Annotated in this window: 8 protein-coding genes and 1 pseudogene; 3 read left to right on the top strand and 6 right to left on the bottom strand. The window is 69.7% G+C overall.

Annotated elements, in window-relative coordinates:
* Positions 1–35: 35 nt before the first annotated feature.
* The 6 genes and pseudogenes from F1193_RS11445 to F1193_RS11425 form a co-directional block, all read right to left on the bottom strand.
* Positions 36–1,247, bottom strand: coding sequence for a sodium ion-translocating decarboxylase subunit beta (locus F1193_RS11445; RefSeq protein WP_150097836.1), 1,212 nt, complete (start codon positions 1,245–1,247; stop codon positions 36–38).
* A gap of 26 nt (positions 1,248–1,273) precedes the next feature.
* The gene (locus tag F1193_RS11440) at positions 1,274–1,600 is read right to left on the bottom strand and encodes a hypothetical protein (RefSeq protein WP_150097835.1); all 327 of its coding nucleotides are present in this window, start codon (positions 1,598–1,600) and stop codon (positions 1,274–1,276) included.
* A 158-nt stretch (positions 1,601–1,758) separates the two neighbouring features.
* Positions 1,759–2,154, bottom strand: coding sequence for a biotin/lipoyl-containing protein (locus tag F1193_RS11435; RefSeq protein WP_150097834.1), 396 nt, complete (start codon positions 2,152–2,154; stop codon positions 1,759–1,761).
* Between the two features lie 106 nt (positions 2,155–2,260).
* Complete coding sequence (locus F1193_RS17100) at positions 2,261–2,398, bottom strand: hypothetical protein (protein ID WP_170263549.1); 138 nt, start codon at positions 2,396–2,398, stop codon at positions 2,261–2,263.
* 25 nt (positions 2,399–2,423) lie between these two features.
* Positions 2,424–3,986 (bottom strand): annotated as a pseudogene (locus tag F1193_RS11430) (acyl-CoA carboxylase subunit beta).
* Between the two features lie 444 nt (positions 3,987–4,430).
* Positions 4,431–5,321, bottom strand: a complete 891-nt coding sequence (locus tag F1193_RS11425) for an IclR family transcriptional regulator (RefSeq protein ID WP_150097832.1) — start codon at positions 5,319–5,321, stop codon at positions 4,431–4,433.
* A 461-nt stretch (positions 5,322–5,782) separates the two neighbouring features.
* Here F1193_RS11425 and F1193_RS11420 point away from each other — a divergent pair, with 461 nt between their 5' ends.
* The 3 genes from F1193_RS11420 to pepN all read left to right on the top strand — a co-directional run bounded on the left by F1193_RS11420 (position 5,783) and on the right by pepN (position 12,729).
* Positions 5,783–7,915, top strand: a complete 2,133-nt coding sequence (locus tag F1193_RS11420; protein WP_150097830.1) for an AMP-binding protein — start codon at positions 5,783–5,785, stop codon at positions 7,913–7,915.
* A gap of 440 nt (positions 7,916–8,355) precedes the next feature.
* Positions 8,356–9,729: a cation diffusion facilitator family transporter gene (locus tag F1193_RS11415; RefSeq protein WP_150097828.1), complete on the top strand. Its 1,374-nt coding sequence runs from the start codon at positions 8,356–8,358 to the stop codon at positions 9,727–9,729.
* Positions 9,730–10,089: 360 nt separating this feature from the next.
* Positions 10,090–12,729, top strand: coding sequence for an aminopeptidase N (pepN, locus tag F1193_RS11410; protein WP_150097826.1), 2,640 nt, complete (start codon positions 10,090–10,092; stop codon positions 12,727–12,729).
* The last annotated feature ends 585 nt before the right edge of the window (positions 12,730–13,314 follow it).

The raw sequence follows: 13,314 nt of genomic DNA, 5'->3' as shown, positions 1-13,314 counted from the left end.
TATAGCCGCTTCCGGGCGGCGGATCACCTCCCCGCTCACGCTCCCCTGAGCAGGCTGATCAGGATGGCTGCGAAGATGGCGCTGGTGATGACGCCGCTGATGCCGGCACCCAGCGCGTGCGGCAGGATGATGGCGTTGGGGTTGTCGTGGCTGACGATCTTCTGCGCCACCTTGGCCGTGGTGGGCACGCACGAGACCGCGGCGATGCCGATCACCGGGTTGTACTTGCCGCCGCTGAGCCAATACAGCACGTAGCCGCCGAAGAGCCCGCCGATCGCCGAGAAGGTCAGCGCCATGATGCCGAGAACGAGCAGGATCAGCACCTTGGGATCGAGAATCGTGCCGGCCTCGCACAGCGCGCCCAGAACGAGACCCAGAAAGAAGGTGGCGCCGTAGAGCACCTGGTTGGAGAGCAGGTCGCGAAACTGCACGAGCCCGCTTTCGCGGACGATGACGCCGAGAAACAGGCTGAGGAACAGGGGCGAGGCCACCGGGAACAACAGCGAGAACAGAATGCAGGCGATGACCGCGAACACCATCTTCTCGGAGCTGGAAATGGTGCGCAGCTTCTCGGTGGGCATCTGGATGGCGCGCAGCCGCTTGGGCACCAGCGCCTTCACCAGATAGGGATAGCCGCCATAGGTGAGGCCGAGATAGAGATAGCCGACCACGGTGATGGCGACGAAAATCTCGGGCGCGAGGATCAGCGAGGCGAACAGCACCATCGGCCCGTCGGCGCCGCCGATGGTGGCCGCCGCCGCTGCCTCCCTGATCGGCAGGCCGAGCATGACGCCGATCGGCAAGGTGATCAGCGTGCCGAGCTCGGCGCACACCGCCAGGAACATGCTGCGCAGCGGCCGCTGCATCACGTAGCCGACGTCGAGCAGCGTGCCGATGCCGAGGAACACCAGGCAGGCGATGAGGCCGTTGGAGAACATCAGCGTGTAGATCGGCTGCAGCCAGTCGATCTGCAGCACGGTCACCACCGCCTCGGTGCCGCTCGCCAGCGGATCGAGGAACAGCGTGCCGGTCTTGCCGTCCTGCAGGAACAGCACGCCGGCATTGACGGTGGCCATGCCGAGCCCCATCGGCACCATCAGCAGCGCCTCCAGCACGCCCTTGTGGCCGAGATAGATCAGCGTGATGCCGAGCGCGATCAGGAACAGCCGCCCGACCAGGATGTGCGGCTCCGAGGCGAGGAGCGTCGCAATGCCCTGGAACAGGTCGAGGAACGAAATGTCGAGCATGGCGGCTCCTTGCGGGGATGGGCGCGTCAGCGGCGGGGGGCGTGCGAGGTGTGGAGGCGCGTACGCGATTCGCGCGTCCAGTCCTGCCCGTTCGTCGCCTCGCCGAGATGGATGATGCGATGGCGGCCGGGCAGCGCGGCATGCACCGCCGCGGCGATCACCGCCGCCACCTCGGCGCGGTCGTCGCGCACCGGCATGGCCAGCGCCGGCGCCTCGCGCACCGGCGCGCGGCTGCTGCGCGCCAGCACCGTGACGATGACGCGGATCAGCCCGGCGCACAGCGCGGCGATCACCGCCATCAGACCGAAGGCGGTGGCCGACGTCTTCACTGCGATCAGCGTCATCTCGTCCATGCGGGCTCCTCCGTCTGCAGATCCGTCTGCCGGTCCGCCTGCCAGTTTCGTCTGAATTGCCCGGCCATCGAGCCGGATGGATCGATGGGCCAGTTTCCCCGAACGCGCCGATATCACCGCGCATGCCGCACACCGGTGTCGGCGGATCGGAGATCCGGTCAGGCGATGGTCACCAGCGGCTGGTCGCTGTCGACGGCATCGCCCGCCTTCACCAGCACGGCGGTGACGGTGCCGGCCTTGAAGGCGAAGATCGAGGTCTTCATCTTCATCGCTTCCAGCACGCAGATTTCCTGGTCGGCGGCCACCGCGTCGCCGGGCTTGACGGCGACCGACAGCACGGTGCCGGCCAGCGGCGCGCGCTGGGCCTCGCCGGTTCCCGGCGCCACCGGCGCGGATGACGGGACCGGCGCAGCCGCCGCGTGCGACGCAACGGCCGCCGGCTGGACGGCCGCGGCCGGCGGGGCGTGCGGCGCGGGCGCGCCCTGGTCGGTCACCTCCTCGACGACGACGTCATAGACCTTGCCGTCAACGGTGATGCGCAGATGTCGGATCATGTTGGGTTCCCTGAACGGTCTTCCTGAGCGGTGTTTCCGGCTGGGGTGGTCTGGCGGCTCGGTTCGTCCGGTGGCGCGATCCCCCCCCCCTGGCAGCGCGGTCCGCTCAGCCTCTGGGGGCGTGGGAGACGTGGTGGCGGGCGCGGATCGGCGCGGCGATGGTCGGCAGCACCAGCAGAGGTGCCACGAGCTGCTGCAGCGCAACCGGATCGGTGAGGACGAAGGCGAGGTTGGTGTCGGTCATGGCCGGGCCAGCGTTCGGGCGCGCGTCACAGCGGGATCAGGCCATGCTTCTTGGGCGGACGCAGCTCGCGCTTGGCCAGGAGCTTGCGCAAGCCCAGCGACACCATCGCCCGCGTCATCTCCGGCTCGATGATGTCGGTGATGTAGCCCTTCGACGCCGCGAGATACGGCGAGGCGAACTCGGCGCGGTAGTGCTCGACGAACTCGCGGCGCTTGGCCTTCTTGAGCTCGGGATCCTCGATCGCCTTGAGCTCGCGGCTGTAGAGGATGTTGACCGCGCCGTCGGCGCCCATCACCGCGATCTCGGCGGTGGGCCAGGCGAACACCACGTCGGCACCCATCTCCTGGCTGCACATCGCCAGATACGAGCCGCCATAGGCCTTGCGGGCGACCACGGTCACCTTCGGCACGGTGGCCGCGGCATAGGCGAACAGCATCTTGGCGCCGTGGCGGATGATGCCGCCGCGCTCCTGGTCGATGCCCGGCAGGAAGCCCGGCACGTCGACGAAGGTGACGAGCGGGATGTTGAAGGCGTTGCAGAAGCGGATGAAGCGCGCGCCCTTGTCCGACGAGTCGATGTCGAGGCAGCCGGCCTTCTCCATCGAATTGTTGGCGAGCACGCCGACCACCAGCCCCTCGATGCGGCCGAAGCCGACGATCAGGTTCCTGGCGAAGCTGGCGTGGATCTCGAACAGCTCGCCGCCGTCGAGCACGCGGCGGAGAATCGCGTGCATGTTCATCGGCGTCGAGGGATCGGACTCGACCAGCGCGTCCATGCCCTCGTCGGGGCCGAAGTCGATCTCCGGCCGCGGCGCGTGCGGCGGATCGCCGGTGTTGTTGCTCGGCAGATAGGACAGAAGCTGCTGGGCCAGCGCGATGGCGTGGGCATCGTTCTCGGCGAGCACGTGGACGTTGCCGGACACGGCGGCGTGCATGGCGGCGCCGCCGACATCGTCCATGCTGACGTCGCGGCCCGACACCGCCTTGATCACCTGCGGGCCGGTGATGAACATCTGCGCGTTGGTGCGCGTCATGATGATGAAGTCCATCAGCGCCGGCTAATAGGCGGCGCCGCCGGCGCAGGGGCCGGCGATGATGGCGATCTGCGGCACCACGCCCGACAGCTCGACATTGCGGTAGAACACCTCGCCGTAGCCGGACAGCGCGTCGACGCCCTCCTGGATGCGGGCGCCGCCCGAATCCTTGAAGCCGACCAGCGGCGTGCCGTTCTTGAGCGCATAGTCCTGCGCCCAGACGATCTTGCGCGCGTGCATCTTGCCCAGCGTGCCGCCGACCGACATGAAGTCCTGGCTGAAGGCGGCGACCTGCCGGCCCTCGACATGGCCGGTGCCGACCACCACGCCATCGGCGGGAATGTCCTTGTCCGCCATGTCGAAGGCGGTGCAGCCGTGGCGGATGTGGGCGCCGTATTCCTGGAAGGTATCGGGCTGGAAGAAGGCGTCGAGCCGCTCGCGCGCGGTCATCAGACCCTTGTCGTGGCGCTCGCGGATCTTCTTGCCGCCGCCGGCGGCGGCAAGCTTCTCGCGGCGCTGCAGCAACGCGGCGCGCAAGTCGTCGTCAAGCGGCATGATCGACCCCGTCCCCTGGACCATGAATCGGCCGAACATCATTTCCGCGCGGCCAGCACGAGTCCATCCTATCGCGATCGGCCGGCCAAGGGCCAGCCGATAACGGCAGGCGCGGGCATGTAACGGCCGGCGCGGACGTGGCGCGTTGACGCGATCGGGCGCCACCGTTCCGGCGGCGGAATTTGACGGCTGGATGACGGTTTGGAGCGGCTCGAATGCGCGGCGGCGCCGGCCGCATTTTCTTCCCTCTCCCCTTGTGGGAGAGGGTGCCGAGCGATCTTCAGATCGCGAGGCGGGTGAGAGGTGAGATTGGCTGGCCTGAAGTTACCCCTCACCCGGCTCGACCTCGCTTCGCTCGGCCTCGCCACCCTCTCCCCTAAGGGGAGAGGGAAAGAGCGCGGCTCCCGGCCTGCAGCTATTCCAGCCGATCACGCGGCGCCCGTATCAGGCGGCGGTGGAGCGCTCGGGGGTCGCGCGGGCGGCGCGAAGCTCGTTGGCGAGCGCCGACGGCTCGCCGCCGAGCTGCAGCGACAGGCTGACGGCGGCGGCCTTGACCTCGCTGCACACCCTCGCCACCGCGTCGTCGGTGGCGCGCAGGGTCGGCAGGGCGCAGCACAGCGCGCCGATGACCGCGCCGGTATGGTCGCGGATCGCCGAGCCGATGCACAGCACGCCGGGCTGGAACTCCTCGCGCACGATGGCACAGCCGTTGCGCCGCACCAGCCGCAGGTTCTCGATCAGCTCGTCCTTGGAGCAGATGGTGTGCTCGGTGAAGCGGCGCAGCCCCTTCTCCTCGATGATGCGGCTGAGCTCGGTCTCCGGCACCCAGGCCAGGATCGACTTGCCGCTGCCGGTGGCGTGCGCCGCCTCGGCCTTGTCGCCCTCGTCGAGGGCGACGCGGACGGCATGGCGCGACTCGATCATGGCCAGCGTCACCAGGTCGGCGCCGCGCAGCACGTCGAGGCTGACGGTCTCGCCGGTGGACTGGTTGAGCGCCCGCAGCGCCGGCATCGCGGTCTTGACCAGATCGATCATGGCTGCGCGCGAGCGCGACAGCTCCAGCGTCTTGTTGCCGAGGAAATAGGTGCGCCCGCGCGGGTTCTGCCCGACATAGCCGCGGTCGAGCAGCGTGGTGATGAGGTGGTGGCAGGTCGAGATGTTGAGGCGCGCCGCCCGCGCGATCTCGTTGAGGCGCATCTCGTCGGTGCCGGTCGCCAGCACTTCGAGAATATCGAGCGCCCGCTCGACGGACTGGATCGTCCGCCGCTCCTCGTGCGGTGCGGTGGCGGAGGCCTTGGAATCAAGCGTCGGATCGTGCGGGGGCTGATCAATCAAGGACAGAAGTCCTCTGTTGAAAACGGCGCAAGGATCGACCGACCTTCTGCGCGTGTCAAGAAACCTCGATATTGTGGGATCATTTTAGATATCGTGAAATTTATTGCGCTCGACAGCGCCCTGTCTCAAGATTTTTCTCCGCTGTCGGGCACCCGCCAGCAATCTTTCGCAATGCAGCGAAGATTCCTTTTGCGCTGCAGCGACGATTTTTCTGGCCGGCCGTCGTGCGAAGCCGCCCGCATCGCCTAAATTCCCTCCTTCATGATGGTCCGGACTGCGCTGCCCCGCCCCCGCCGGGGCGGCGCGCTGTTCGAGCATTCTGCGCAATTGTTCGAACCGGTTTTGTGACAGGGAATGCGATAACGGAGGGACCTGGGGCGTCCGTGTCGTTTCGCAAGATCGCCGGACGGTCGGGTGTCCTCCTTCAGTTGCCGCCGTCCGGCGGCGTCGAGGTCGGGTTGATGGCGGTGGTTCGCGGTCTTTTGCGGGTGATGCTGCGGGGTCTGTTCCGGTTCCAGGTGTGCGGAGACCGGACTCTGGTGACGGAGCCGGGGCGGCGGCGGATCTATCTGGTCTGCCACGCCAGCCATCTCGACCCGCTGATCGGCCTTGCCTTGTTCGGCACGGGGGCGCTCCACGTCCTGCCGCCGGACACTGCGGCAAAATGGTACGTGCGCTGGATGCTGGCCGCCGGGCTGGCCGTCGCCGCCCCGGCCGGGCTCGGCCAGGCGCTGGCGCTGCGGCGGCTCGCCGCCAAGCGGGCGGTGCTCGTGGTCTATCCGCCCGACCGCTCGGTGCTGGACGAGGCCGGCCAGCGGACGCTGGAGGCGGTCGGCCTCGCCGCCGAACGCACCGGCGCCGACGTTGCGGCCGTCCGGCTCTGCGGCGCCGAGCGCACGCACGCCACGTTGCGCCGGCCGCACGAGATCAACCGCCGCCTGCTGCCGCGACTCACCGCGCACATCGATTCGCCCGTCCGGTTCGACCGCGGCACGCCCCGCGGCCGGGCGCGCCGGGTCGCCGCCGGCCGGGCGCTCTATTTCGCGCTGTCGGAGTTCCGCTTCCGCACCTCCGACACCGAGCAGACGCTGTTCGCGGCGCTGCGCGAGGCCGGCAGCCGCTACGGCACGCACCACCCGGCGCTGACCGATTCGAACGGCGCCGCCTTCACCTACCGGACGCTGTCGATCGCCGCGCTGGTGCTGGGCCGGGCGCTGCGGCCGCATGCGCGCCCCGGCGAGGCGCTGGGCGTGCTGCTGCCCAATGCCGCGGGCACCGCCGTCACCTTCTTCGCGCTCCAGGCCACCGGCCGGGTGCCGGCGATGCTCAACTATACCGCCGGCGCCGCCAACATCCTGGCCGCCTGCCGCGCCGCCGAGGTGCGCACGGTGCTGAGCTCGCGCACCTTCATCGAGCGGGCGCAGCTCCAGGCGCTGACCGCCGCGCTGGGCACGACGATGAAGATCGTCTGGCTGGAGGATCTGCGCGGCGGCATCGGCCGGCTGCAGAAGCTGCGCGGCCTGATCGACCACGTGGTCTGGCGGCCGCGGGCGAAGGCGGGCGAGCGGGCCGCCATCCTGTTCACCTCCGGGTCGGAGGGCTCGCCCAAGGGCGTGGTGCTGTCCCACCGCAACATCCTGGACAATTGCGCCCAGGTGGCGTGCCGCATCGATTTCGGCCCGGAGGACAAGCTGCTCAGCGTGCTGCCGGTGTTCCACTCGCTGGGGCTCACCGCCGGCATGATCCTGCCGCTGGTGGCGGGCGTGAAGCTGCACTTCTACCCCTCGCCGCTGCACTACAAGCAGGTGCCCGAGCAGCTCGCCGCGTGCCGGGCCACCATCTTCTTCGCCACCGACACGTTCCTGGCCGGCTATGCCCGCAACGCCGCGCCGGACGCCTTCCGCACGGTGCGGCTGATCGTCTCCGGCGCCGAGCCGGTGCGCATGGACACCCGCCGCACCTATCGCGAGCGCTTCGGCCTGCAGCTTCTCGAAGGCTTCGGCATGACCGAGATGGCGCCGGTGGTGGCGGTGAACACGCCGATGTTCAACCGCGACGGCACGGTGGGGCCGCTGCTGCCCTGCATCGAGACCCGGCTGGAGCCGGTGCCGGGGCTGGAGGGCGGCGGCCAATTGTGGCTGCGGGGGCCGAACATGATGCTCGGCTACCTCAATGCCGACCGGCCCGGCCAGATCCAGCCGCCGCCCGGCGGCTGGCACGATTCCGGCGACGTGGTGGACATCGACGCCGACGGCTACGTCACCATTCGCGGCCGCGTGAAGCGCTTCGCCAAGATCGCCGGCGAGATGATCTCGCTCACCGCGGTGGAGGCGATGATCTGCGAATTGTGGCCCGAGGACAGCCACGCCGTGGTGTCGGTGCCCGACCCGCGGCGCGGCGAGCGCGTGGTGCTGCTGACCACCCGCATCGCGGCGCAGCGCGGCGACGTCGCGGCGTTCGGCCGCAGCAAGGGCGTGAGCGAGCTGATGGTGCCGAGCGAGGTGATCATCATCGACCAGGTGCCGCTTCTGGGCTCCGGCAAGACCGACCACGTCGCCGCCCGCCGCCTGGCCTGCGACCGCATGTCGGCGTGACGTCCGGGCCGCCGTTGCGGGGCGGGTCGGAATGCGCGCAGGGGAAGAGGTTGTCGTCCCGGGCAAGCGCGCACAGCGCGCGCGACCCGGGACCGTTTTCACAAGCCTGTCGCCCCGGACCGAGCGCAGCGAGGCGCCGGGGCCGTCATCAGGAAAGGAGCCCTTCCGGCAGACGATCCCGGCTCGGCGCTCCGCGCCGTCCGGGATGACGTAGGGAGAGGTTGTCGTCCCGGGCGAGCGGCTGAAAGCCGCGCGAACCGGGACCGTTTGCAGGAAGAGGCCTTCGTTCTGATGACGATCCCGGCTCGGCGCTCCGCGCCGTCCGGGACGACGCCCCACGGAACGGGACAAATCCGGGCTTCGCCTCACCCGGCACGCCGGCACAGCCTGCGACCCGAGGTCGGTTGACGGCGCCGCTCTCCCCCGCCTAAGCCTCCGCCATGGCCAGCGAGAAGGAACGCGTCACCACCGTGTCGATGGTTGCGAGCGGTGTGCTCGCCGCCGCGAAGTTCGGCGTCGGCATCGCCATCGGCAGCCTGGCGCTGATCAGCGACGCGCTGCACAGCCTGATCGACCTCGGCGCCACCATCGTCACCTGGGTCGCGGTGCGCCTGGCCGACCGGCCGCCCGACGCCAAGCACCAATACGGCCACGGCAAGATCGAGAGCCTGGCGGCGCTGATCCAGACCGCGCTGCTGCTGCTGGTGGCCGGCGGCGTGCTGGTCGAGGCGGTCACGCGGCTGCGCGGCGAGACCACGCCGATGACCTTCACGGTGATCCCGTTCATCGTGCTCGGCATCGAGATGGCGGTGAATGGCTGGCGGGCGCTGGCGCTGCGGCGGGTGGCGATCAAGACCCAGAGCCAGGCGCTGGCCGGCGACGCCATGCATTTCGCCTCCGACTTCTTCGGCTCGATCCCGGTGCTGATCGGCATCGCGCTGTCGTTCGCGGGCTATGGCTGGGGCGATTCGGCGGCGGCGATCGCGGTGGCCATCCTGATCGCGATCCTGGCGGTGCGGCTCGGCCGGCACACCATCGACACGCTGCTGGATACCGCGCCGGCCGGCGCCGCCGAGCGCGTCACCGCCGCGCTGCGCGGCATCGACGGGGTGGTCGCGGTCGACCGGGTGCGCACCCGGCAGGTCGGGCCGCAGCATTTCGTCGAGGCCACGGTGCAGGTGCCGCGCACCCATTCGCTGGAGCGCATCGCCGACACCAAGACGGCGATCCGGGCGGCCATCGCCGGGCTGCTCGACAATGCCGATGTCACCGTCACCACCGTGGCGGTGGCGCTCGACGACGAATCGATGCTGGAGCGCATCCAGGTGATCGCCGCCCATCGCGGGCTGGCGATCCACCACGTCACCGTGCACCATCTGCCCGAGCGGCTGGCGGTGGCGCTCGACCTGGAGGTGGACGGGGCGATGAGCCTCGGCCGCGCCCATCAGGTCGCCACCGAGCTCGAACAGTCGATCCGCGGCGAGCTCGGCGCCAAGGCCGAGGTCGAGACCCACATCGAGCCGCTGCAGACGCAGGGTCTCGCCGGCCAGGAGGCCGACAGCAGCGCCGTCGCCGAGCTTCTGCGCACGCTGCTCGACGGCGATCCGCTGCTGTCGGACGTGCACAATGTGCGGCTGCGCCGCACCCGCGACGGGCTGGTGGTGAATTTCCACTGCCGCGCCGACGAGACGGCGGCGGTCGCCCAGGTGCACGAGGCGGTCGACGCGCTGGAGCGGCGGCTCAAGACCGCCATGCCGGAGGTGACGCGGGCGATCGGCCACGCCGAGCCGAAGCGCCACGCGGCGTCCGGGTGACCAGACGCCGCGTCCCCCGATCGCAGCGAAGCGGTCCGGCGTCACTCAAGTTCTTGAGCTGATGCAGTCTCGTTCGCCAGGGCGGTTCCCGTCCTTGCGGGCGACGCCCAAGGTTGCCCCTCACCCGCTCGCGGTGTTCTTAATCTCTCCCCGCACGCGGAGGTAAGAGAGGCGCTTCCGTCACCTCTCCCCGTCCCTCACGGAAAGGTCGGACCGCGTTGGCGATCCGGGTGGGGGGCGATTCATGATGGCAGACGCTCCGGCCCGATCCGCCGCATCCGTACCGCCGGCGGCCAACCTGCGTCTTTCTAACGCGGGCCGAACAGTCTACATCGAATGTTCCCAATCCCGAGAACACCGATGCGCACCGAGGCTGCCCGCCCCGTCCGTCTGACGGACTATCGCCCCCCCGACTGGCTGGTCGACACCGTCGACCTCGACGTGCGGTTGCACCCGACCGAGACCCTGGTGACGGCGAAGCTGGCGCTCCGCCCCAACCCGGCCGGGCGGCCGGACGCGCCGATCGTGCTCGACGGCGACGGGCTGACGCTGACCTCGATCGCGCTCGACGACTGGCCGCTGCGCCCCAACGCCTTCGAGGTCACCGCCAGCACGCTGACTATCCCGGTGCCGCCGCCGCGGCCGCTGGCGCTGACGCTGACCACCCGGCTCGACCCTTGCGCCAACACCCAGCTCATGGGGCTCTACCGCTCGCGCGGCACCTATTGCACCCAGTGCGAGGCCGAAGGGTTTCGCCGCATCACCTATTTTCCCGACCGGCCGGACGTGCTGGCGGTCTACACCACCCGCATCGAGGCCGAGCGCGCCGAGGCGCCGGTGCTGCTGGCCAACGGCAACCGGATCGAGGCCGGCGACATTGCCGGCACCGATCGCCACTACGCGGTGTGGCACGATCCCTTCCCCAAGCCCTGCTATCTGTTCGCGCTGGTCGGCGGCAACCTCGCGTCGGTGACGGACGGCTTCGTCACCGCGTCGGGGCGCAAGGTCGATCTCGCCATCTATGTCGAGCCCGGCAATGAGGGCCGCTGCGGCTACGCCATGGACGCGCTGAAGCGCGCCATGCGCTGGGACGAGACCGCGTTCGGCCGCGAATACGACCTCGACCTGTTCAACATCGTCGCCGTGTCCGACTTCAACATGGGGGCGATGGAGAACAAGGGCCTCAACATCTTCAACGACAAATACGTGCTCGCCTCGCCCGACACCGCCACCGACACCGACTATGCCAATATCGAGGCGATCATCGCCCACGAGTACTTCCACAACTGGACCGGCAACCGCATCACCTGCCGCGACTGGTTCCAGCTCTGCCTGAAGGAGGGCCTCACCGTCTTCCGCGACCAGGAGTTCTCGTCCGACCAGCGCTCGCGCCCGGTGAAGCGCATCGCCGACGTGCGGCTGCTCAAAAGCCACCAGTTCGCCGAGGACGGCGGGCCGCTCGCCCACCCGGTGCGGCCCGAAATCTATCACGAGATCAACAACTTCTACACGGCGACGGTCTATGAGAAGGGCGCCGAGGTCATCCGCATGCTGAAAACCCTGCTGGGGGCGGAGACCTTCCGGGCCGGCATGGACCTCTATTTCGCCCGCCATGACGGGCACGCCGCGACGGTGGAGGATTTCCTCGCCTGCTTCGCCGACGCCTCGGGGCGGGATCTGGCGCCGTTCGCGCTGTGGTACGCGCAGGCCGGCACGCCCGAGGTCACGGTTACCGGCAGCTTCGATGCGCGCGAGCGCAGCTATCGGCTGGAGGTGGCGCAGATCGTGCCGGCGACGCCCGGCCAGCCGGTCAAGCAGCCGGCGACCATCCCGCTCAAGCTCGGCCTCGTCGGTCCGGACGGCGCCGACCTGCCGCTGGCGCTCGAAGGCGGCGGCCGGCACGACGGGGTGATCGAGATCGACCGCGCCCACCAGGTGTTCGTGTTCCGCGACGTGCCGGCGCGGCCGGTGCCCTCGCTCAATCGCGGCTTCTCGGCGCCGATCAAGCTCACCGCCAATCTGACCGAGGACGACCTGCTGTTCCTCGTGCGCCACGATTGCGACCCGTTCAACCGCTGGCAGTCGGCGCAGACGCTGGCGATGCGCCATCTGCTCGCCGCCGTCGCTGCCCGCCGCGACCAGCGCCAGCCGGCGTCCGCCGAAGCACTGGTCGCCGCGCTCGGCCGCGCGCTCGACGATGCCGGGCGCGACCCGGCGTTCGCGGCGCAGGTGCTGACCATGCCCTCGGAGGCCGACATCGCCCGCGAGATCGGCAGCGACGTCGATCCGGACCTGGTGTTCGCGGTGCGCAGCGAATTGCGGGCGGCGCTGGCGCGGGCGCTGTCGGCGCGGCTCCTGGCCTCGCTCGGCGGCGCCGACGGCCGCCCCTACACGCCCGACGCCGACAGCGCCGGCCGGCGGGCGCTGCGCAATGCCTGCCTCGATCTCCTGGCGGCGGCCGGCGAGCCGGCGGCGTTCGAGGCCGCGCTCGCCCAGTTCGAGAGCGCCGACAATATGACCGACCGGTTCGCCGCGCTGTCGGTGCTGGCGCTGAACGGCGCCCCGGCGCGCGAGACGGCGCTCGCCAGCTTCTACGAGCGCTATGCGCGCGACCATCTGGTGGTCGACAAGTGGTTCGCGCTGCAGGCCTGCATCCCGGAGGCCGGCACGCTGGAGCGAGTGCGGGCGCTGATGGCGCACCCCGCCTTCTCCACCGCCAACCCCAACCGGGTGCGCTCGCTCATCGCCTCGTTCGCCACCGCCAACCAGACCCAGTTCAACCGCCCCGACGGCGCCGGATTCGAGCTGGTGGCGGGGCTGGTGCTGGAGCTCGATCCCAAGAACCCGCAGGTCGCGGCGCGGCTGCTCGCGGCGTTCAAGAGCTGGCGGGCGCTGGAGCCGGTGCGGCGCGCGGCCGCCGAGGCCGTGCTGCGGCGGATCGCGGCGACCGACGCGCTGTCGTCGGACGTGCGCGACATCGTCGAGCGCTCGCTGGGCTGAGGCCTCATTCGGCTTCCGCTTGATCGGCTCGAAATGGCCTCCGGCCGTGAGCCGCCCTCTTCCCTCTCCCACCCGGGCCGCGCTTGCGCGCGCCCGGGCGCAGGCTCTTGTGGGAGAGGGTGGCGAGACCGAGTGAAACGAGGTCGAGCCGGGTGAGGGGTACATACGGCGTGTGCTGGAAGATTCACCCCTCACCCGCCTCGCGATCTGGCGATCGCTCGCCACCCTCTCCCACAAGGGGAGAGGGAAAAAGAGGCCCGGCCGATCAGCCAAAAACCGTTGCGAAAGCCTCAAGTTTCACGGCGTTGCCGGCCCTGTCGGGGCGCAGTGTTGCGCAATTTCATCGCTCGCGCACGCGTCGAGTCACAACCGCCCGCTACACGCGGAAGTGCTGGACAAGGCACCCCCGATTCGATTCCAATCGACAGTGATTCGGAGAGATGCGGCAGTCCCTCCAGCCTATTTCCATCGACTATTTTCATCGGAGGCAGGGCGATGGCTCGCACCCGGGCAGCCAACGCGTCCGTGTGTCATCCGCATGTTCGCGGTATTGCGCAGTCGCTCGCCTGCCCCGCCTATCGGCGT

It is taken from the genome of Blastochloris sulfoviridis (assembly GCF_008630065.1).
In the GTDB taxonomy this organism is placed as follows: domain Bacteria; phylum Pseudomonadota; class Alphaproteobacteria; order Rhizobiales; family Xanthobacteraceae; genus Blastochloris; species Blastochloris sulfoviridis.
Note: the sequence above shows the minus strand (reverse complement) of the source record. Positions and strands in the feature narration are given on the sequence as shown.